Origin of the sequence: Sphingomonas sp. GV3, assembly GCF_031082075.1 — a bacterium.
In the GTDB taxonomy this organism is placed as follows: domain Bacteria; phylum Pseudomonadota; class Alphaproteobacteria; order Sphingomonadales; family Sphingomonadaceae; genus Sphingomonas; species Sphingomonas beigongshangi.
Map to the genome: position 1 here is coordinate 948,128 of NZ_JARWLE010000001.1, position 22,080 is coordinate 970,207.

The following is a 22,080-nucleotide window of genomic DNA, read 5'->3' on the forward strand; positions in this document are numbered from 1 at the left end:
CCGCTTATCTGTCAGTAAAGGCTTTCCCATGTCCCTGCGTACGAAATTTGCCCTTTCGGCCACCGCGCTGATCGCCTCCGCCGGTTGGGTTGCGACCGCCCATGCCCAGGCCTTCTACCTTCAGGAACAGTCCGCGCGCGGCGCGGGTCGTGCCTTTTCGGGCGAGGGCGCCGATACGGGCGCTCAGTCGCTGTGGTGGAACCCGGCGTCGATCGGCGGCCTCGATCATGTCGATGCCGCGATCTCCGCGGCGGTGATCCTGCCCAAGGGCAAGGTCAACAACGCCGGCACGCTGATCTGCCGCCCGGGCCAGGCCTGCGCGCCAGTCGGCGGCGACCAGGTCTCGCGCGACCCGATCAACAACGGTGTGCTGCCGTCGGGAGCGATCGCGGTGCCGTTCGGCGACAAGGTCGCGGTCGGCCTCGCCGTCACGTCGCCCTACAGCTTCACGACGGACTACGCTCCGACCAGCTGGGCGCGGTACAGCGCGCTGCGCACCAAGCTGCAGACGGTCGACATCCAGCCCAGCCTCGCGATCGCGCCGACCGACTGGTTGCGCGTCGGCGGCGCGGTGAACGTCGAGCACGTCTATGCCAGCCTCGGCAACGCCCTGCCCAACGTCTCGCCGCTGCAGGCGGACGGCCGCCAGAAGCTGGAGGGTGACGGCTGGGACCTGGGCTGGAGCGCCGGCGTCCAGATGCACAACAGCTGGGCGACCGTCGGCATCAGCTACAAGTCGCGGATCAAGCACACGCTGACGGGCGACCTGACCGTCACCGGACTGCAGGCGCCGATCCCCACGACGCAGAACGTGACCCTGTCCGGCCTGAAGGCGCAGTTCTACACGCCGGCGCAGACGATCGTCTCGGGCCGCTTCAAGCTGGCCTCGCCGCTGACCTTCAACGCGCAGATCGTCCGGTACAACTGGAGCAAGTTCGACGCGATCCGGCTCGGCGCGCCGCTGAACACCGCGCTGCCGGAAAACTATCGTGACAGCTGGAGCCAGGCCGGCGGCTTCGACTATGCCGTCTCGCCCGCGCTGACGCTGCGCGCGGGCGTGCAGCATGCCAACACGCCGACGCAGAACGGCCTGCGCGATGCGCGCGTGCCGGACGCGGACCGTTGGAACTACGGTGCCGGCGGCACCTTCCAGCTGACGCCGCGCATCGGGATCGACTTCGCGGGCAATTACGTCGACTTCAAGGACGCGACGATCGATCGCCGCACCGCGGCCTATGCGGGCACGCCGCTCCAGACCCCGGTCCTGACCAGCGGCACGCTGACCGACGCGCGCGCGCTCGTCTTCTCGCTCGGCGCCCATATCGGCCTCTGATCGCGGACCAAGCCCCTCCCCCCTGCGGGGAGGGGCATTGCCCCTCGATAAGTCACTGGTCTTTCCCTATATCGCGGCTATCGCCGCAACAGACGACGCAACTTGCCGGAGAGGTACCCGTTCGGGTCCCGTCAATCCTTGGGAAACCTCGCTCCGTTGCAACTCCACCTTCCCGCGTCGCTCGATCCCCGCCAGCTCCTTCGGCCGCGCCGCCGCGGCATCGCTTCGGTCAACGCCGAGGTGCGCGATGGCATCGTACCCGCGGGCAGCGATATCGCGCAGACGCAGGACAATGACGGCGGCGAGCAACCGACACGCAATTACCGCACGGTCGCGCTGATCATCGCCACGGCGATGTTCATGGAAAACCTCGATGCAACCGTGCTCGCGACGGCGTTGCCGACGATGGCGCGCGACTTCGGCGTACGCGCGCCCGAAATGAGCATCGCGCTCACGTCCTACCTTCTTGCCCTCGCCGTCTTCATCCCCGCGTCCGGCACGATGGCGGACCGCTTCGGCGCGCGCGCGGTGTTCCGGGCGGCGATCGGCCTGTTCGTGGCCGGCTCGCTGGCGTGCGGGCTCGCCCCGACGTTGCCGCTGATGGCGCTGGCACGGTTCGCGCAGGGCGTGGGCGGCGCGATGATGATGCCGGTCGGCCGGCTCGTCCTGCTCAAGTCGGTGGCGAAGCGGGACATGGTCTCGGCGATGTCCTGGCTGATCATGCCCGCGCTGATCGGCCCCATCGTCGGGCCGCCGTTGGGCGGCTTTATCGTCACCTATCTCGACTGGCGATGGATCTTCTGGCTCAACCTGCCGATCGGCGTGGTCGGCATCTGGCTCGTCGGCCGGTTCATCGCCGATATCCGCGAAGAGGCGCCGCACCCGTTCGACCCGGCCGGGTTCCTTCTGTCGGGAATCGCGCTCGGCTGCCTGCTGATGGGCTTCGAAATGGCGAGCCGCAGCGGCGAAGGTCGTCTGGCCGCGATCCTCGTCGCGGTCGGCGCAGCCTTCGGCGCGCTGTATCTGCGCCACGCCAAACATATCGCCCATCCGATCCTGGACGTATCGCTGATGCGCGTGCCGACCTTCCGCCTGTCGGTGATCGGCGGCTCGCTGACCCGCATCACACAGGGTGCCCAGCCCTTCCTCCTGCCGTTGATGATGCAGCTCGCCTTCGGGCTCAGCGCGGCGCAGAGCGGCGCGATGACCGTCGCCGGGGCGATCGGATCGTTCGGGATGAAGGGAGTCGCGCGCCGGATCCTGCGCCGGTTCGGATTTCGCGCAAGCCTCGTGGTCATGGGACTGCTCGGGACCGGCGCCTATGCGGCCTGCGGCCTGTTCCGCGCCGACTGGCCCCTTACCGCGGTCTTCGCGGTGCTCGTCGTGTCGGGCTTCCTGATGTCGTTCCAGTTCACCGCCTACAACACGATCGCCTATGACGAGATCGACAAGACGCGGATGAGCGCGGCGACCAGTTTCTATTCGACCTTCCAGCAGCTGATGCTGTCGCTCGGCATCTGCGCCGGCGCGACGGCATTGCATGCTTCGATGCTATGGTCCGACCGGTCGCGGCCGGGCTTCGCCGACTTCTCCGTGGCGTTCTGGACGGTGACCGCGATCTCGCTGTGCGCTGTCTTCGTCAACCTGCGCTTCGACCGGGAGGCGGGAGCCGAATTGACCGGCCGCAGCCGTCCGCGCACGTAAAAGCGGCCCCGGCGGATACGCACCGGGGCCGCGCTCACTAAACTTTGCGGTGGATCAGCGCGCCTGCGCCGCCCGGGCGGCACGCGCCTTCTTCGCATAATGGTGGTGCATCGCGACACAGCCGACCGCCGCACCCGCCATGCCATGGCCCTTGCCGACCATGTGGCCGGCGACGCCGCCCGCGACGGCACCGCGGATACAGCCCTTGGCGAGCACGGGCTGCGCGGCAACGAGCGTCGTGCTCGCGGCGATGAGCATCAGAACCTTCATGATCGTCCCTCCTCGTGTCGATCGTCGATGAGCCGGAATAAGCCGCAACGGGCCGACCCCGTTCCATGAATTCGACGTCATCCGGCGCGTTCGGGCATCGCCCAGTCCGCTTCGTCCACGACCTCGCGCAGAAAGGCGACAAAGGCCGTCACCGCGGGACTGACATGCGGCGTGGGCAGATGCACCGCATAGATGGCGGCGCTGGCCGAGCCTTGCCACGGCGCCAGGATGCGGACCAGCCGTCCCTGCGCGAGGTCGCTCGCCACGTCCCACAGCGAACGCAGCGCGATGCCCGCGCCGCCGAGCGCCAGTTCTCGCACCATCTCGCTCGAATTGGTGCGGACGTGGCTCTTCTGCCGCACGATCGCCGGTCGGCCGCCGCCGGACAGGCGCCACGGCATCTGCCCCTCCGCGGCCAGCAGGCGATGTCGCGTCAGGGCCGCGATCGAATCGGGCGTGCCATGGCGCTCGAGATAGGCCGGTGCCGCGCACAACAGCCGGCGGCTCCCCGCCAGTCTGTGCGCGACGAGGCCGTCGCCGATCGCCGGGGCGATGCGGACCGCGACATCGATCCGCGCGCCGTGCAGGTCGACGAAGCCGTCGTCCAGATCGATCGCAAGCTCGATTTCCGGATACCGGGCGATGAAGGTCGCGAGATGCGGCGCGATATGGAGACGGCCGAACGAGGTCGGCGCACTCACCGTCAATCGACCGGCGGCCTTGCCGCCGCGCCCCGCGACCCGCGCCTCCGCTGCGTTCAGGGCAGAGGAGATCGGCGCCAGATCGTCGCGGAACCGCTCGCCTGCGGGGGTCAGGGCCAGCCGCCGCGTCGTCCGATGGACCAGATGCGCACCGAGCCGCTGCTCGAGGGCGGCGAGCCGCTTCGACACCGCGGCAGGTGACAGGCGGAGCATGCGCGCCGCGCCCGTCAGGCTGCCCGCCTCGGCCACCGCCGCGAAGACGGCATAGTCCGGATCGAATGCCATTCTTTCCTCTTTCGAAAAACACACCGTCGATCGTGTCGTCTATCGAACGGATCATCGTCGCGCTACAAGCCACGCTCGAGCGACGGAGATCCGATATGTTGAGCTTCACCGAACGCGCCGGAATGCAGGTTTCGGCCGACCTGGCCGCGTTCCTCGAAACGGACGCGCTGCCCGGGACCGGCGTCGATACCGCCGCCTTCTGGCAGGGGATGGCAAGGCTGTTCGAACGGTTCGCGCCCGAGAACCGCGCGCTGCTGGCGGAGCGCGATCGGCTGCAGGCGGCGATCGACGCGCGCTATGCCGCAGGCGAAGCGGTCGACGAACGCTTCCTGCGCGACATAGGCTATCTGGTGCCGGAGCCGGAGCCCTTCGCGATCGCGCCGGGCCTGGTCGATGACGAGGTCGCGACCATCGCCGGGCCGCAACTGGTCGTGCCCATCCTCAACGCCCGGTTCCTGCTCAATGCAGCGAATGCGCGCTGGGGCAGCCTCTACGACGCGCTATACGGCTCCGACGCGATCCCGGGCGCGCGCGCGCCGGGGTACGATCCTGCCCGCGGGGCATTGGTGGTCGCCTGGGCGAAGGCGTTCCTCGACGAGGCGCTGCCGCTGGCCGGGGGATCCTGGGGCGATCTGACCGGAGAACCGCAGCTTGCCGATCCGTCGCTGTTCGCCGGTCGCGGCGACGGGTCGCTGCTCTTTCGCCACCACGGCCTGCATATTGAGGTGGTGATCGACCGCGATCATCCCATCGGCCGCGACGATCCCGCCGGCATCGCCGATGTCGTGCTGGAGAGCGCGATCACGACGATCTGCGACCTGGAGGATTCGGTCGCCGCCGTCGATGCGGCCGACAAGGTCGCGGCCTATGCCAACTGGCTGGGCCTGATGCGCGGCGACCTCACCGAGACGTTCGAGAAGGACGGCCGCGCCCTGACGCGCCGGCTGGCAGCCGATCGCACCTATCGCGCGGCGGACGGCAGCGAGATCGTCCTGCCCGGGCGCAGCCTGCTGCTCGTGCGCAACGTCGGCCACCTGATGACGACCCCTGCCGTCCGACTGCCCGATGGCGACGAGGCGCCGGAAGGCATGCTCGACGCCATCGTCACCAGCCTGATCGCGCGGCACGATCGCGGGCGGGCCAACGGCCGGCACGGCGCGATCTACATCGTCAAGCCGAAGATGCACGGCCCCGCGGAGGCCGCCTTCACCGACCGGCTGTTCGATGCGGTCGAGGACCTGCTGTCGCTGCCGCGCCATACGATAAAGGTCGGCGTGATGGACGAGGAGAGACGCACCAGCGCCAATCTCGCCGCCTGCATCGCCGCAGTCCGCAACCGGCTGGTGTTCATCAACACGGGTTTCCTCGATCGCACCGGCGACGAGATCCACACCGCGATGCGGGCCGGCCCGATGATCCGCAAGGGCGAGGTCAAGGCGAGCGGCTGGATCGCCGCCTATGAGGATCGCAACGTGCAGATCGGCCTTGCCTGCGGGCTCGCCGGACGCGCGCAGATCGGCAAGGGCATGTGGGCGGCGCCCGATCGCATGGCGGACATGCTCGACCAGAAGATCGCGCATCCGATGAGCGGCGCGACGACCGCCTGGGTCCCCTCGCCGACCGCCGCCACGCTGCACGCCACGCACTATCACCGCGTCGACGTCGCCGCGCGGCAGCGCGCCCGGCAGCGCGAGGGGGTCGCGCCCCTCGCCGCCCTGCTCGCCCCGCCTCTGGCGGCGGGCCGCAACTGGTCCCCGGAGGAGGTGCGCGAGGAACTCGACAACAACGCGCAGGGTATCCTCGGCTATGTCGTGCGCTGGATCGACCAGGGAGTCGGCTGCTCGAAGGTGCCCGACATCCACGACGTCGGCCTGATGGAGGATCGCGCGACCCTGCGCATCTCGTCGCAGCACATGGCCAATTGGCTGCTGCACGGCGTCGCGACGGAACGGGAGGTCGAGGAGGCTCTCGCGCGCATGGCGGCCAAGGTCGATCGCCAGAACGCCTCCGACCCCGCCTACCGCCCCATGGCGGGCCGGGAGGCGGACAGTATCGCCTTCCAGGCCGCCCGCGCGCTGGTGTTCGAGGGCGTGGGGCAGCCCAATGGCTATACCGAGCCGCTCCTGCATCGATTCCGGGCGGAGGCGAAGCGGCGCACCGGACAATAGCCGCTTGCCTCTCCGCCGCGGCGCGAGGCAAGGATGCGTCCGCATGTCGTGGATCCTACGCCTGTCGCTCGCGCTCGCGCTCCTTCTCCCGGCCGTCGGCGCGCGGGCGCAGGCCCCATCGCCGGGCGACCTCGCACGCCAGATCGACGCGGCCGAGATCGACTTGCGCAGCGTCGATCGCGCGCTCGACGGTCGGGTAGCGCGTGGCGACATCAAGACGCTGCGGGGCAAGATCACCAATGCGCAGCAGGATGCGCAAGACGCGGCTGAACAGCTGCACGACCAGCTGGCCCTTGTCGATGCGCGGATCGCGCAGCTCGGCCCGGCGCCGAAGGACGGCAGCGAGGCGCCCGACATCCATGCACAGCGCAGCCGGCTCGCGCAGCAGCACAGCACTTTGGACGCGGCGGTCAAGCGCGGCAATCTGCTCGGTGTCGAGGCCGAGCAGCTGCTCGCGGAGATGGATCGGACGCAGGCGGAGGAGCTCAGCGAGCGCATCACCGCCAGGGCACCGTCACCGCTTTCCCCCGATTTCTGGCGCCAGATCGCCGAGAACCTGCCGCGCGACCTGCGACGCATCACCGCCTTCCTCAACCAGGGCACCGCCCAGATCGCGACCCAATGGCACGGTGGGTTGCCGTGGCATGCCATCGTCGGCGCGATCCTCGCCCTCGTTCTGCTGTTTCCCGCGCGCCTTATCGCCCGTCGGGCGGGGCAGCGCTTCCTGGTCGAGGATGCGCCGGGCCGGCGCGTGCGACGCTCCGCCAACGCCATGTGGCGCGTCGCGATTGGCACGCTGATGCCCACGCTCGCCGCCGCTTCCTTCGTCCAGGGATTGCGCTGGTCGGGTCTGCTGCCGCAGCGGTGGAGCGACTTGCTCGATGCGCTGGTGATGGCGGCGGGATTCAGCGGCTTCACCATGGCGATCTTCGGCGCGCTACTGATGCGCAACCAGGCCTCGTGGCGGATCGCGCCGATCGGCGACGAAGCGGCCGCGCGCTTGCGGCCCCTGACCCAGCTGCTCAGCCTGCTCGCCTTCGTGACAATCATGATCGAGGCGTTCGAGACGAGTATCGGCGCAAGCAACGCGGCGCAGGTGGCGACGCAGGCCGGCGAGGCCCTGCTCCATCTCGCGCTGATTGTCGCGACGCTGCTCGTGATCGCGACGCTTCGCGCGCGCCGCGCCGCCGCGCAGCCCGATGCGGCGAGCACGTCGGCGACCGCCTGGCTCGGCGCCGCGACGCTGCTCGCCTGGGTGGTGGTCATCGGCGCCATCGGCGCGCTGCTGCTCGGCTACGTCAGCCTCAGCCTGCTGCTGGCGCGGATGATCGGCTGGACGACGGTCGTCGGAGGCAGCGTGTATCTGTTGATGGCGGCGGTCGACGACGTGGCGACCACGCTGTTCCGTCGATCGAGCCGGCTGGGCGTGGTGCTGGTCCAGGGTCTGGGTATCCGTGGCAGCGCGGTTGACCAGTTCGGTGTGCTGTTCTCCGGCATCGTCCGCCTCGCGCTCGGCATCGCCGCGCTCGCGCTGCTGCTGAACCCGTTCGGTGCGGGTGCGGGTGTCGCCGCCATCTTCGGGCGGCTGGGCGCGCTGGCGCAGGGCGTGCAGATCGGCGGCATCGCCATCTCGCCGGGCGCGATCCTGCAGGGTCTGCTCGTCCTGTTCGTGGGGCTGGCGCTCGTACGCGCGTTCATGAGCTGGCTCGAGAACCGGTATTTGCCGACCACCGACCTCGACGGGTCTGGCCGCAATTCGGTCAGCCTCGTCGCGCGCTACGTCGGTATTGCGCTCGCGGTGATCTGGGCGCTCGCATCGCTCGGCATCGGCGTCGAGCGGATCGCGCTGCTGCTGTCGGCGCTGTCGGTCGGCATCGGTTTCGGTCTTCAGGCGATCACGCAGAACTTCGTCTCCGGCCTCATCCTGCTCGCGGAACGCCCGATCAAGATCGGCGATCTCGTTCGCGTCGGCACAGACGAGGGCGACGTCAAGCGGATCAGCGTCCGTTCGACCGAGATCGAGCTGGCCGACCATTCGACGCTGATCGTCCCGAATTCGGAACTGATCACCAAATCGGTGCTCAACAAGACGCTGAGCAACGCGCTCGGCCGCATCCAGCTGCAATTTTCCGTGCCGCTCGGCACCGACGCCGACCTCGTCCGCTCGCTCGTGCTACAGAGCTTCACGGAAGAGCCGGCGGTGCTCGACGCGCCGGCGCCGGCTGCGTTCATCGACGGCATCGCCAACGACCGCATCCTGTTCAACTGCTTCGCACACGTCGCCAGCGCACGCGCCGCCTATCCGACCCGCAGCGCGATCCTGCTGGTGCTGCTGCGCCGGTTCCGCGAGCGCGGCATAGAGATCGGCACATTGCCGCAAAAGCTGGAAATCATCCCCCCGAACATTCGAACAGAATGAACGTCACATTTGGTTCATCTTGGTGAAACGAGCATGAAAAGGTGATTGCCTAGCGACGTCCCATCAACGGCACCGAGGTGCCGATTCTGGGGGACAAGCCGTCATGACATCCGCCTCGCTGCGCGCTGGCGCCTCCGCGCTCGGCCTTTTCGTGGCGTCCGCCGCTCAGGCGCAGACGTCGCCGGCCGCCCGCGCGACGGAGGCCACGCCTGCCGACGATCAGACCGAGGCGGACATCCTCGTCGTCGGCACCGCGCAGGGCGAGAAGAAGGCGATCGAGACGAAGCGGCAGGCCGACAACGTCGTCGAGGCACTGTACGCCAATGACGTCGGCAAGCTGCCCGACCAGAATGTCGCGGAAGCCGTCCGCCGGCTGCCGGGTGTTTCCGTGGCCAACGATCAGGGCGAAGGCCGCTACGTCATCATCCGCGGCGTCAATCCGAACCTGGTCAATGTCGTCCTCAACGGTCTGACGATGCCGGCCCCGGAGCCGGACGGACGGCAGGTCAAGCTGGACGACATGCCGTCGGCCCTGATCAACTCGGTGATCGTCACCAAATCGCTGACGGCGGACCAGGATGCGAACGCGATCGGCGGTGAGGTCAACATCCGCACCCTGACGGCCTTCGACCGCAAGGCGCCGCTGTTCGCGGACGCGCGGCTGCAATATGGCGCCTATCACCTCAACGGTGGCCATCCTTACGAAGGCGACGCGCAAATCGGCGGCCGGTTCGGCGCGAACGAGCAGTTCGGTGCGGTGCTTTCGGTGAACTACTCGCGCCGGCCGATCGAGTCCGAGAACTTCCAGGGTTCGACCAACTGGCGTGCGGTGACCACCGCGGCAGGGTCGATCGCGCCGAGCGTCGTCCTGCCCGACCAGGGGGCGCTGCGCGACTACAACCTCGCGCGGACCCGCGAGGGCGTCGTCCTCAACCTCGACTGGCATCCGACGGACAGGGCTAAATTGTTTCTGCGCGGCACGTTGTCGCGGTTCGACGACAACGAGACCCGCGACCAGTTCATCATCGACAACCAGTCCGCCGTCGTCGCGACGGGGCCGACGAGCGGCACGTTCCGGGGACGCGGCAGCATCCGCGTTCGCCGACGCGAGGAAACCGACAATACCAAGTCGGTGCAGGCCGGCGGCAACTTTCGCTTCGGCGACGCGGCACTCGACCTGGCCGGGGCATGGACGCGGGCGCAGAAGCGCGACCCGCTCCGCTCCGAATATAACTTCCGCACGGGCGGAAGCGCGCTGACGGTCGCTTATGACGTCTCGGACACGCCCTATGCCTTCACGCCGTCGGTCCAGCCGAATGCGAATCAAAGTGCCTATGCGCTCAACAGCGTCAATTACGACACGCGCAACGCGGTGGAAACGCTGTGGCAGGGCCGCGCCGACCTGACGCTGCCGCTGGGCTTCGCGAACGACAGCAGCCTGAAGGTCGGTGCCAAATATCTCGATCGCCACAAGACCAACGCCCGCGACTATCTGACCTACGGACTGACCGCGGGCCGTGCGTTCACGCTCGCCACCGTATCCTATCTGGGCGACACGAGCTTCTACGACGGTCGCTACGTCTTTCCGGTCCGGATCGGCTATGACACGGCGCAGGCCTATCTCGTCGCCAATCCCGGCACCATCACCGCCAACATCGCCTCCAGCCGGACCAACAGCCTGGCCAATGACTATGACGTCGCCGAGCAGATCTGGGCCGGCTATGCGATGGTCACCGCGCATCTGGGCCCGGTCACGATCGTGCCGGGCGTGCGTGTCGAACATACGCGCGATCGGACAAAGGCGAAGCTGGTTACCCCCGCATCGCCGCTGGACTTGGATTACAACGCCTTCGGTGCGAAGAGCTATACCAACTGGTTTCCCGGCCTGAATGCGAAGTGGGAAGTGACCGACGGCCTGCTGGTCCGCGCCGCTGCGACGACGTCGCTCGGCCGGCCGAACTATCCCGATCTCGCCCCCTATGTGCTCGTCGACCAGACGGTGTCGCCGGTCAACGTGACGCTCGGCAACCCTGCTCTCAAGCCGTACCGGGCGGTGAACCTCGACGCGGCGATCGAATATTACCTGCCGGGCCAGGGACTGCTGTCCCTGGGCTATTTCCGCAAGGTCATTGACAACCCCATCTACACCGGCGCGACACTAGGGGTGAACGGCACCTTCGCGGGGCAGGTGCTCAACGGCGTCACCGTCGCGCAGGCGACGAACGTCGACAAGGCAGTGCTGGACGGACTGGAGGCCAATCTCCAGATACGCTTCACCTTCCTGCCCGGCGCGCTGGACGGTTTCGGCATCGCTGCCAATTACGCTCATATCACCGGTCATGGCGAAGGCGTGATCCCCGGCGGGCGAAGCGGACGTTTCCCGCTGTTCCTGCAATCCCGCGATGTCGGCACCGCGCAGCTGTTCTACGAGAAATATGGCTTTGCCGTCCGCGCGGCCTATTCGTACCGCTCCAAATATCTGGACACGTTGGGCGCAACGGCGGCGACCGATCAGTATACCGACGCCAACGGTCAGCTCGACGCCAACATAAGCTACGAGGTCACGCCGCAACTGACCTTCTTCGGTCAGGCATTGAACCTCACCGATGCACCGTGGCGGCGCTTCATCGGCACGAAGCCGCAACTGGTCGAACGAGAACGCTATGGCTACAGCTTCCGCTGGGGCGTGCAGCTGCATTTCTGACGGGGACAGACGATGATCCGGACGACATTGGCTGCGGCCCTGGCCCTCGCCTCGCCGGCAGCGGCGCAGCAGCTTCCGGTCCCCACGGGGCTGATGCTCGATCGCACCGTGGTATTGATGCGCCACGGAGTGCGGCCACCGACAAAGGCGCCGCCGATGCCGGCCGGCGTCGCGGATCGGCCCTGGCCGACATGGCCGGTCGCCCCCGGCTATCTGACGCCGCACGGCGGCGCGGCGGTCACGCAGGTCGCGGCCTTCGACCGTGGCTATTGGGTCGCCAAGGGACTGTTGCCGGTGACGGGCTGTGCCCGTATCCGTCTTGTCGCCGACAGCGACGAACGGACGATCGAGACGGCCAAAGCCTATGCCAGGGGGATCGCGCCTGGCTGCTCCGCATCGATCGAACATCGGCCGCAGGGCGAGGCCGACCCGCTCTTCTCGCCCATCGATGAAAAGGCGGTGTCTTTCGATGCCGCGACGGCGCAGGCGGCGGTGCTGGCCGCCGCCGGACCCGGCGGCATCGCCGGTCATGAGGCGCGTGTCCGGCCGCTGTTGACTCGCCTCGACGCGATCCTGTGCGAAACGCCCAGGCCCGGATGCGGCGTCGGCGACCAATCAAGCGATCTGGCACCGCGTCGCCCCGACCGTCGGCCGAAGCTGTCCGGTGCCCTCGACCGAGCGTCGACGGCGGCGCAAATCCTTCTGCTCGAATATGCCGACGGCAAGCCGATGACTGAGGTCGGCTGGGGCCGCGCCACCGCGGAGGACATCGCCGCGCTGGCGGCGCTGCATGCGCTCGAATTTCAACTCCTCGCGCGGCCAGCCTATCTCGCACGCGCCAATCTGTCCCTGCTGTCGCCGCTCATCCTCGATGCGCTACAGGGCGCGGACCGGGCGCCGGTCACGATGATCGTCGGCCACGACACCAATGTCGCGGCAATGGGTGGCCTGCTCGACCTGCACTGGCGAGTCCCCGGCCTTGCTGCCGACGACCCCTCTCCCGGCGGCGCGATCCTGTTCGAACGGCTCACGGATGCGGAAGGTGCACATTACGTTCGCGCGGTGTTCCGCAGCCAGACGATAGACCAGATCCGCAACCTCACGCCCCTGACGTCCGGCCGCCCGCCCTATATGGCACTGCTGCCCATTCCGGGCTGTTCCGCGAAGGGCATCATCGGCCTTTGCACGGCGAAAGCGTTCGCGGCGAAGCTGTCGGCGACCCCGCGAGACTAGAGCGGCTGGAAGCCGCGCAGGCCGCGCAGATACTGCAGGCGGATCGTCGAGACCGTCACGCCGTTTCCGGCATCGACGACCGCCTGGGCGAACTTGGGCTTGGACCGGCCGATCGTTCCGGCACCCGGAAAGCCGACGCCGTCGCTCCAGATCGAGAACTTGTCCTTGCCCGTCCGGTTGTGGCGCAGCAGCAGGGCGTAGCGTCCCGGCCGCGGGACCGAGACGCACATGGCAAAGTCGCCGCTCGCCGGCGGCGCGGCGCGCGTGCGGCGGAACGTCTTGCCTTCCGCGACCAGCGCCGTGTCGTCCCGCAGGAAGTCGTCCTCGGAGGCGGGGTAGAGTTCCAGCCACATCTCGCCCTGCCGGTCCTTCAGCCCGGCGACGTTGACCTGGATGGCGGGCCCCCTGCCTGCGCGACAGGCGGTGGCGTCGGAACCCAGCATCTCGATAGGCATCGGCGCCGCGGCGGAGGCCAGCATCAGGCCAAGCGGCAGCAGCGGCAGGAACGGGCGGAATGCGATCAGCACGACGTCATGGCTCCATTGCAGAGGGTGTCGCCCGTGTAGACGATGCCAGGCGGCACAACCCGCACCGCGCCCGCCCCGAGGCGGCGGCTTATCGTCCTGCCGACAGCCGGTCGCGCCGGACATAGGCCAGGAGGTGGCCGTCCTCGCGCGGGACGGAAAGCGACAAGCGATAGTCGCGGCGAAGAGCCGCGGCGACCGCCGCCTCGCTGTCAGGGTTCCAGGGCGCGAAGGGCTCGTCCATCGTCACGATCACCGGCGGCCTGCCCGCCAGCACGCGGCGCACCTCGGCCGCCTCGTCGATCCCCGTCGCCCCGCGCTCCGCGTCATAGGCCAGCGTCGAGGGAAAGGCATAGGGCGTCGGCACGCACGCATCCGCCAGCACGTAGAGCACCGAGTCGCCGGCGAAGACGAACGGGCACTGGTCGCCGTCATAGGTCCGCATCACCGCGGCCACGGCGCGCGCGGACGCCGCGTCGGTGGGTACCAGCAGCACGCGCGCCACGAAGAGCACCGCGCCATAGCCCAGCAGCGCCACGATCGCTGCCCGGTGGCGACCGAGGACCGGCGCGGCGATCATCGTCAGCGGCACCATCAGCGGCAGCGCATAATGGTCGAAGAAGGCGCCGATCATCGCGAACGCGACCAGTGCGGCGCCCAGCCAGCCGAACACGATATAGGTTTCGGGCCGGCGCGGGCGGCGACGCCATGCCGCCACCGCGCACAGGATGAGGGGCAGCAGCTGCGCGCCGGTTCCCGCCAGCCGCGCCGCGATCTTCGCGGCCGGATACCCGTGCCGCAGCGCGATCGAGGCGAAGTTGGAGAACCAGAAGGCGGCGAACACCGCCGGCCCGCGCAGCCAATAGGCGAGCACGACGATGGCGGTCGGCGCCACCCCCAGCACTGCCCAGAGCAGCATGGCGCCGATCAGCATCGCGACCGATCCGCCCGCCCTGCGCAGGTACCAGCTGTGCGCCAGGCCGAAGAACGCCCCCTCCACCACGGGCGTGTATTTGGTCTGGATCGCGAGGCCGGCGAGCAGGCAGGCCGCGGCGCCGCTGGCCACGATCGCGCCCGGTCGCCGGGCGGCGGCGAGCGCCGGCAGCCGGAGCGTCAGCACGGCCGCTGCCGCCGTGAACAGATTGTAGAAGACCGGCGACTGTCCACCCCGTCCGCTCAGCAGCGACAGCCACAGCAGATAGGCGACCGCGGCCGCGAAGGCGCCGACCCGCGCCGCGCCGAGCCGGCGCGCGCCGTACATGACGAGCGCCGCCGTTCCCGCCGCGAAGAGCGTCGCGACGAGCTGGTACGCAAGGATACCGTCACCGGGCAGCAGCCGGATCGCCGCATAGATCAGGAAGAGGCCGACCGGCTTGCGATCCCACAGGTCGATATAGGGAACGGCGCCGTCCAGCATGCGGCTGCCGACGAGAAGATAATATTGCTCGTCGACATGGATGACCGGATTGCCGAAGTCGCGGCACCGGATGGCGACGGCGACCACGACCAGGGCGAGGGCCCACGGCCACCAAGCCACGCGATGCGGACGGGACGGAACGGAGGTGTGCGGGTCGTGCGCGGATGCCGGTGAAGCCATGCCGCCCGCCTAGCCCGAGCGCTCCCGGCCGCACCATAAGGATTTTTTTACCAGTCGATGTACGGGCCGGCCCGATCGGCGTCGTCTGATGGGTGGGGAAGGCAAAGCGCCCTTCGTCACTGGGGGAGACGGTGACGAGGCAGCGCCCGACGAGCGAGACTGGGCATGTATCTGAGCTTCGATCAGGACGCGGGCTTCGGCGGGGAGCCGTGGAGCGTCATCGCGCCACGCGCGACGACTGCCTGGACCGTGCTGATCCCGTTCTTCAACGAGGCGGCGTTCCTGCCAGCCACGATCGCCAGCATCGCCGCGCAGCACGTGCCGGCGAAGCTCATCCTCGTCGACAACGGCTCCACGGACGGCAGCGCCGACATCGCGCGCAGCGCGGCACGCGCGCACGGCCTCGACGCTTTGGTGCTGACGGAGCGCACGCCGGGCAAGGTGGCGGCGCTGCGGACCGGCCTCGCCTGGGTGCGCACCACCTATGTCGCGACCTGCGACGCGGACACCCTGTATCCGCCCCACTATCTTGCCGAGGCGGAACGGTTGCTGTCGCGTGACGGTTGCGTCGTCGCGGGTGCCTATTTCGTCGAGCCGGGTGCGGATCAGTCCGACCTGGACGCGGAGGCCCGGAAGATCCTCGCCGCCGCGCGCGCCCTGCCGCGCCAGTGCCATGCCGGCGGGGCCGGCCAGGCGTTCCACGTCGCCAGCCTGCGCGCCGCGGGCGGCTTCGATCCCGATCTGTGGCCGTTCATCCTGGAGGATCACGAAGTGATCCATCGCACGATGGCACTGGGCGATATGCACTATTCGCAGGACCTGTGGTGCATGCCCTCCCCGCGCGAGCGGGACCGCGACTCGATCCGCTGGACGCTCTTCGAACGTCTGGTCTATTCGGCCACCGCGCCCTGGGCCGGCAACTGGTTCTTCTACAAGTTCCTCGGTCCCCGCTTGCAGCGGCGGCGTCTGATGAGCAACAAGATCCGCGAGCGTGCCTATCACGATTTGGAAGGTCCGGCTTTTGCCACGTCTAATTCTGTGTGCTGACGACTTCGCCTTTTCGCGTCAGACCAGCGAGACGATCGCCGCCCTGGCGCGGGCGGGCAAGCTCAACGCCACCAGCTGCATGGCCGTCATGCCCGGCTGGACCGACGACGCCGAACTGCTCCGCGACCTGCCATCCCATGTCGAGGTCGGGCTTCACCTTACGCTGACGGGCGAGGTGCCGCTGACGCACATGCCGGAAACCGCGCCGGACGGCGTGCTGCCCGATATCGACCCCTTGTGCAGGCTCGCCGCACGGCACCTGATCGCGCTTGACGAGATCGCGCGCGAAGTCCGCGCCCAGTTCGATGCGTTCATCGGCGTGCTCGGCCGGCCGCCTGCCTTCGTCGACGGGCACCAGCACGCCCATGCGCTCCCCGGCATCCGCGAGATCGTGCTCGCCGAGACCGCGCGCCGCGCGCCCGCGGCATGGGTGCGCGACTGCACCGACGGCGTGCTCGCCATGCTGTCCCGCCCATTCGTCGGCAAGGCGATCGGAAGCGCCTATCATTGTCGCGGCCTGCGCCAGGATGCGGCGCGCCACGGGCTCCGCTGCAACGAAGGTTTCGCGGGACATTACGACTTCGCACGCGACTACGGCACGATCCTGCCGAAATTCCTGCGCCGGCCGGGCAAGATGCATCTCGTCATGTGCCATCCGGGCGCGGGGCATCGTGACGGCGACGCGATCGCCGCGGCGCGGCCGCGGGAGGCGGCGGCCTTGCAAGCTGCCGCAATCGCGGACATGGCTGCGACAGAAGGGCTGGCATTTCCGGCCTGAAGCTTGGGATTCGGGCGGATTGGCGGAAGACGGGCTGCGCGGCATCTTCCTCGAACAGCGACCGATGCTGCTGCGCATGCTGACGGCGCGGCTGGGCAGTCGCGACGACGCGGAGGACGTGCTGCAGGACATGTGGCTGCGGCTTGATCGGTTGAGCGACGGCCCCGTCGCGCAGCCGGCCGGCTTCCTGTATCGCGTCGCCGCCAATCTGGCGACCGACCGCCGCATCGCCGGCAGTCGCCGCGTGGCCCGGGAATCGGCGTGGCTGGAGACGATGCCTTCGGCTGATGAGGTGCCGAATGCGGAGCGCGCGCTGTTCGCGCGCAGCCAGCTGCGCGTGGTCGAAGCCGCGATCGCCGACATGCCGGAGCGGATGGCGACGGCGCTGCGACTGTTCCGCATCGAGGGGGAGTCGCAACGCGTCATCGCCGGGACGCTGGGGATCAGCGTCAGCGGCGTCGAAAAGCTCCTGCAACGGGCCTATCGACAAATTCACGACAGATTGCAGCACGCCGATGAGGGTTTGGATGATCCGCGTCGTCTAGAGGATGAAAGGGGTCCCACGCGTGCAGGCTGACCGGACGATTATCGATGCGGCGATCGCCTGGCACCTGCGCCAGGATGAGATGTCGGCGCGCGAGTGGGAGGCGTTCACCCTCTGGCTCGAAGCCGACCCCGCCCATGCGTCGGCCTATGATCGCGTCGCGATGGACGACCGCCTGATCGCCGCCGCTGTCTTTCCCGCGCCGCAGGCAGCCAACGACGACATGCCATTGCCGGGCCATCGTCGCGGCTGGAGCATGCGCGGCTGGGTTGCCGGGGGTGCGATGGCGGCGGCGGTGGCGGTGGTGGCCGCGACCGGCATGCTCACGTCCGCCCCTTCCGGCACCTATGTCGTCGCGACGCCGAACGGCCAGCCGCGCACCGTCACGCTGGCGGACGGCACGCGGATCGAGATGAGCGGCGGCACGCGCCTGACGCTCGACCGTGGCGACCCGCGCACCGCGTCGCTCGAGAGCGGTGAGATCACGCTGCACGTTCGTCACGATGAAAAGTCGCCCTTCACGCTGCAATCGGGCGGTCTCGCGATCCGCGATCTCGGCACCGTGTTCGACGTCGCGCGCACCGGGACGCGAACGGACGTTGCGGTCGCCGAAGGGTCCGTGATGCTCGCGCCCGCGGATGCGCGCGTCGTGATGACTGCCGGAGACGCCGCCGCGGTGGCGGATGGCCGCATCGTCCGCAGCAAGGTGGCGCCGGACGAGGTCGGCGGCTGGCGCCGGGGTCACCTGTCGTTCGACGCGGTCCCGCTGGGCACCGTCGCGGCGCGGATCGGCCGCCTGTACGGTTTCCGTCTCACGCTGGCGGGCGACTTGTCGAGCCGGCCCTTTACGGGCATGGTCGCGATGACGGGGATTGCCGATCGGGACGTACCGCATCTGGCCGATCTGATCGGGGCGACGTGGCGACGTGACGGAAAGGCATGGATCCTGGCGAGCGAGGCGACGACGCCGCGTTGAGGCGCATGTCGCGGGCGTCGTCCCGCTTCTGCTTTCGCTAATCCTTCCCTTACTGCCTTCGCCCGCCGCTGCGGCGCCGCCGCGCGAGACATCGATCGTACTGGCACCGTCGACGCTCGATCGCGCCCTGCTCGACCTCGGCCGACAGACCGGCATCGAGATCATAAGCACCGAACATGGCCTGAACGCGGTTCGCACCCATGCGGTTACCGGCCTGTTGCCGGTCCGCGTGGCACTCGATCGGTTGCTCGCCGGCACCGGCTTTCGCGCCGAGCCGATCCGCGGAGGCGGCTTCCGCGTGGTCCGGCAGCGGACGCCGACGCGCCGCGCCCCCGCCCGCCGCCCGGCGCCTCCGGCTGAGCGATCGCAGGGCTCGGACTCGAACGGCGCCGACATCATCGTCACCGCCAGCAAGCAGGCGATCCCCCTGCTGCGATATCCGGGCAGCATCGCCTTCTCGATCGGCACGCCGCGATTGCCCAACGGCTCGGTGGGCGAGGTGACCGACCTGTCGCGCACCCTGCCGGTGATCCAGAGCACGCAGCTCGGGCCGGGCCGCAACAAGCTGTTCATCCGCGGCATCGCGGACAGCAGCTTCTCGGGAACGACGCAATCGACCGCCAGCGTCTATCTCGACGATGTCCAGCTCAACGCCTCCGGTGCGGACCCCGGGCTGCGCCTCTACGACATGCGCAGCGTCGAGGTCATGGAAGGACCGCAGGGCACGCTGTACGGTGCGGGCGCGATCGGCGGGGTGGTACGGCTCACCTCGAATGCGCCCGATCCACGACGCGTTGCGGGGTCCGTCACCGCGGGCGCGGTCATGACCGCGCATGGCGACAATGGCGGCGATCTTGCCGCGATGCTGAACCTGCCGGTGGCCGAGAACGCCGCCATCCGCGGCGTCGCCTATACGGCGCGTGACGGCGGCTATATCGACGATAGCCGACGCCACCGGCGCGATACCAATGACACGTTCGTCAGCGGCGGCCGGCTGGCGGCTCGTTGGCAGAGCCAGAGCGGATGGCGCGTCGACGCAAGCGGCGCCGCGCAACATATCGTCAGCCGCGACGGCCAATATGCGGAGCCCGTCGTCGGTCCACTCACGCACGCTGCCGCCATCGCGCAGCCCTTCGACAGCAGCTTCCTGTTCGGTCGCCTGGTCATCAGCCACGACTGGGCGAGCGGCCTGTCCCTCGTCTCGGCGACGGGAGTCGCGCGGCTCGAAACGGCCGATACGTTCGATGCGACGCCGTACGCCCGCGTCCCGCCGCCGCCCGTCGCCTATCGCACGGACATGGACAAGCTGCTCGTGTCGCACGAAAGCCGGCTGTCGCGCAGCTTCGCCAGCGGGGCATCGTGGCTGATCGGCGTGTCGTTGATCAGCGACAAGTCGATCCTCAGCCGCAAGTTCGAATATGTCGGGCGCGAGGCGGACGTCATCGGCGTCAGCAACGTCACGCGGCAGGCGTCCGTCTTCGGCGAAGCCACCTTCGTGCTCGACCCCGCGCTGTCGGTGACGGCGGGGCTGCGTGCAACCGCCGCCCGCGTCGACGGCGAACCATCCTCGACGCCGCGCGGCGGCTATATTCGCGGCCGTTCGACGCAGCGGCTCGATCCGACCGTCGCCCTCTCCTACCGGCTGGGCGCCCGGCTCGCCGCCTTCGCCCGCTTCCAGACGGGCTTCAGGACCGGCGGCCTCGCGGTCGCGCAGGGGGTCGGACGCGTCGCGAACTACAAGCCCGATTCGATCCTGCTGGGCGAATTCGGACTGCGACGGCTGCGCAGCGGCGCGACCGGGCTGGCCTTCGCCGCCAGCGCGTCGACGGCCTGGTGGCGGGATATCCAGGCGGACCTGATCAATCGCCGCGGCGCGCCCTATACCGACAATATCGGCAACGCCTCGATCTATACGGTGGAAGCGACCGCGGACTGGATTCCGGTCGCGGGCCTCGACCTGACCGGGGCGCTGCTGTTCACCGAAAATCGCGTCAGCGGCCCCGTCGCGGATCAATCGAAACGCGACAACAGGCGCCTGCCCGATACGCCGCCGCTGGCGGGCAATGCGGCGATCACCTATGCCTGGAACCGGACGGCGGCGTGGCAGCCCCGGGTCGGCGCGACGATCGCCTATGTCGGGCGGTCGGTGCTGGGGACGGGCGATCTGCTCGACGTCAGCCAGGGGCGCTACTGGTCGCTGGGTGCGTCGGCGGGGGTGCGCTGGCGCAATCTGGACTGGCGGCTCGGCGTGGACAATCTGACGGACACGGCGGTCAGCCGCTTCGCCTATGGCAATCCGTTCCGGCTGGCGATGCGCGACCAGACGACGCCGCCGCGCCCGCTCAACGTCCGGCTGGGGGTAACCGCGGCCTGGTAGCCGCACGCAAGTCTGGAAAACGCCGCGTTTTGCGCCTATGTGCCGCAACCTCCCATGGCAACGAAACTCCCCTCTCCGCCCCGCGTCGGCATGGTCTCGCTCGGCTGTCCGAAGAATCTCGTCGACAGCGAGCGCATCCTCACGCAGTTGCGCTCCGACGGCTATCAGATGTCGGCCGACTATGCCGGCGCCGACGTCGTGCTCGTCAATACCTGCGGCTTTCTGGATTCCGCCAAGGAGGAAAGCCTGGAGGCGATCGGAGAAGCAATCAAGGAAAACGGCCGCGTCATCGTGACGGGGTGCATGGGCAAGGAAGCCGAAGTGATCCGCGCCCGGTTTCCCGATGTCCTCGCCGTCACGGGCGCGCATCAATATGAGCAGGTCGTCGATGCCGTTCACGCCGCCGCGCCGGCGAACCTGTCTCCGTATCTCGACCTCGTGCCGGATGCCGGGCTGAAGCTGACGCCGCGGCACTACAGCTATCTGAAAATTTCGGAAGGCTGCAATCATCGCTGCAGCTTCTGCATCATCCCCTCGCTGCGCGGCGATCTCGTCAGCCGCCGGCCCGACGCGATCCTGCGCGAGGCGGAAAAGCTCGTCGCCGCGGGGACGCGCGAACTACTGGTGATCAGCCAAGACACCAGCGCCTATGGCATCGACATCCGCAAGGAGCCGCGGATGTGGCACGGGCGCGAGGTCGTGCCCCACATGACCGATCTCGCGCGCGAACTCGGCCGCATCGCACCCTGGGTCCGGCTGCACTACGTCTACCCCTATCCCCATGTAGACCAGGTCATCCCGCTGATGGCGGAGGGGCTCGTGGTGCCGTATCTCGACATTCCGTTCCAGCATGCCGCCCCGTCGGTGCTGCGAACGATGAAGCGGCCCGGCAATGACGCCAAGGTTCTCCAGCGCATTCACGAGTGGCGGAGGATTTGCCCGGACATCGCGATCCGCTCGACGTTCGTCGTGGGCTTCCCGGGCGAGACCGAGGCGGATTTCCAGTATCTGCTCGACTGGCTCGACGAGGCGCAGCTCGATCGTGTCGGCGCGTTCCGCTTCGAACCGGTCGAGGGGGCGGCCGCGAACGCGCTGCCGGATCACGTTCCCGAGGCGGTGAAGGAAGAGCGTTACGCCCGGATCATGGAGAAGACCGCGGCGATTTCGGCGGCGAAGCTCCAGGCGAAGGTCGGCCGCACTTTGCCCGTGATCATCGATGAGGTCGGCGACGAAGGGGCGACCGGCCGCAGTCAGGCGGACGCACCGGAGATCGACGGCCAGGTCTTCCTGCGCGACGCTGCACACCTGGCCGCCGGCGATATCGTGTCCGTCGTCATCGAGGATGCCGACGAGCACGACCTCTACGGCGTACCGGCGTCATAGATCTTCCTTCCAGGCCGGGCGCCGATCCCATTGCGCC

The 22,080-nt window shown here is 68.7% G+C and carries 16 protein-coding genes; 12 read left to right on the plus strand and 4 right to left on the minus strand.

Annotated features, from left to right (window positions below; translation table 11 throughout):
* The first annotated feature begins 28 nt into the window (after positions 1–28).
* Positions 29–1,333, plus strand: coding sequence for a porin (locus RF701_RS04340; RefSeq protein ID WP_308814194.1), 1,305 nt, complete (start codon positions 29–31; stop codon positions 1,331–1,333).
* Between the two features lie 156 nt (positions 1,334–1,489).
* Positions 1,490–3,037, plus strand: a complete 1,548-nt coding sequence (locus RF701_RS04345; protein WP_308814195.1) for an MDR family MFS transporter — start codon at positions 1,490–1,492, stop codon at positions 3,035–3,037.
* 54 nt (positions 3,038–3,091) lie between these two features.
* On the opposite strand, the gene RF701_RS04350 is transcribed toward RF701_RS04345, so the two are convergent.
* Positions 3,092–3,307 carry a hypothetical protein gene (locus RF701_RS04350; RefSeq protein WP_308814196.1) on the minus strand — a complete coding sequence of 72 codons (216 nt, stop codon included), beginning with the start codon at positions 3,305–3,307 and terminating at the stop codon, positions 3,092–3,094.
* A 77-nt stretch (positions 3,308–3,384) separates the two neighbouring features.
* Entirely contained in the window at positions 3,385–4,293 is a 909-nt protein-coding gene (locus RF701_RS04355; protein ID WP_308814197.1) for a LysR family transcriptional regulator, read from the minus strand.
* Positions 4,294–4,388: 95 nt separating this feature from the next.
* Between RF701_RS04355 and RF701_RS04360 the strand changes: the two genes are divergently transcribed.
* The 4 genes from RF701_RS04360 to RF701_RS04375 all read left to right on the plus strand — a co-directional run bounded on the left by RF701_RS04360 (position 4,389) and on the right by RF701_RS04375 (position 12,817).
* Complete coding sequence (locus RF701_RS04360) at positions 4,389–6,461, plus strand: malate synthase G (protein WP_308814198.1); 2,073 nt, start codon at positions 4,389–4,391, stop codon at positions 6,459–6,461.
* A gap of 43 nt (positions 6,462–6,504) precedes the next feature.
* Positions 6,505–8,880 carry a DUF3772 domain-containing protein gene (locus RF701_RS04365; RefSeq protein WP_308814199.1) on the plus strand — a complete coding sequence of 792 codons (2,376 nt, stop codon included), beginning with the start codon at positions 6,505–6,507 and terminating at the stop codon, positions 8,878–8,880.
* Positions 8,881–8,983: 103 nt separating this feature from the next.
* Complete coding sequence (locus tag RF701_RS04370) at positions 8,984–11,584, plus strand: TonB-dependent receptor (protein ID WP_308814200.1); 2,601 nt, start codon at positions 8,984–8,986, stop codon at positions 11,582–11,584.
* A 12-nt stretch (positions 11,585–11,596) separates the two neighbouring features.
* Positions 11,597–12,817 (plus strand): histidine-type phosphatase, encoded by a 1,221-nt coding sequence (locus RF701_RS04375; protein WP_308814201.1) that lies wholly within the window; start codon positions 11,597–11,599, stop codon positions 12,815–12,817.
* On the opposite strand, the gene RF701_RS04380 is transcribed toward RF701_RS04375, so the two are convergent.
* The gene (locus RF701_RS04380; RefSeq protein ID WP_308814202.1) at positions 12,814–13,344 is read right to left on the minus strand and encodes a DUF2141 domain-containing protein; all 531 of its coding nucleotides are present in this window, start codon (positions 13,342–13,344) and stop codon (positions 12,814–12,816) included. The two genes, RF701_RS04375 and RF701_RS04380, sit on opposite strands and share 4 nt — an antisense overlap.
* Positions 13,345–13,432: 88 nt before the next feature.
* Positions 13,433–14,938, minus strand: coding sequence for a hypothetical protein (locus RF701_RS04385; RefSeq protein ID WP_246848261.1), 1,506 nt, complete (start codon positions 14,936–14,938; stop codon positions 13,433–13,435).
* A 165-nt stretch (positions 14,939–15,103) separates the two neighbouring features.
* Between RF701_RS04385 and RF701_RS04390 the strand changes: the two genes are divergently transcribed.
* From RF701_RS04390 to rimO, 6 genes are read left to right on the plus strand one after another with little or no spacing between them, the layout of a single operon-like run.
* Positions 15,104–15,985 (plus strand): glycosyltransferase family A protein, encoded by an 882-nt coding sequence (locus RF701_RS04390; protein ID WP_308814203.1) that lies wholly within the window; start codon positions 15,104–15,106, stop codon positions 15,983–15,985.
* Positions 15,960–16,763 carry a ChbG/HpnK family deacetylase gene (locus RF701_RS04395; protein ID WP_203310982.1) on the plus strand — a complete coding sequence of 268 codons (804 nt, stop codon included), beginning with the start codon at positions 15,960–15,962 and terminating at the stop codon, positions 16,761–16,763. The genes RF701_RS04390 and RF701_RS04395 overlap by 26 nt, the downstream gene beginning before the upstream one ends.
* 19 nt (positions 16,764–16,782) lie before the next feature.
* A complete protein-coding gene (locus RF701_RS04400) occupies positions 16,783–17,340 on the plus strand; it encodes an RNA polymerase sigma factor (protein ID WP_210358460.1) in 558 nt (185 codons plus the stop codon).
* Positions 17,330–18,283: a FecR domain-containing protein gene (locus RF701_RS04405; RefSeq protein WP_308814205.1), complete on the plus strand. Its 954-nt coding sequence runs from the start codon at positions 17,330–17,332 to the stop codon at positions 18,281–18,283. The genes RF701_RS04400 and RF701_RS04405 overlap by 11 nt, the downstream gene beginning before the upstream one ends.
* A complete protein-coding gene (locus tag RF701_RS04410; protein WP_308814206.1) occupies positions 18,234–20,660 on the plus strand; it encodes a TonB-dependent receptor domain-containing protein in 2,427 nt (808 codons plus the stop codon). The genes RF701_RS04405 and RF701_RS04410 overlap by 50 nt, the downstream gene beginning before the upstream one ends.
* Positions 20,661–20,714: 54 nt before the next feature.
* Positions 20,715–22,043, plus strand: a complete 1,329-nt coding sequence (gene rimO / locus RF701_RS04415) for a 30S ribosomal protein S12 methylthiotransferase RimO (protein ID WP_308814207.1) — start codon at positions 20,715–20,717, stop codon at positions 22,041–22,043.
* The last annotated feature ends 37 nt before the right edge of the window (positions 22,044–22,080 follow it).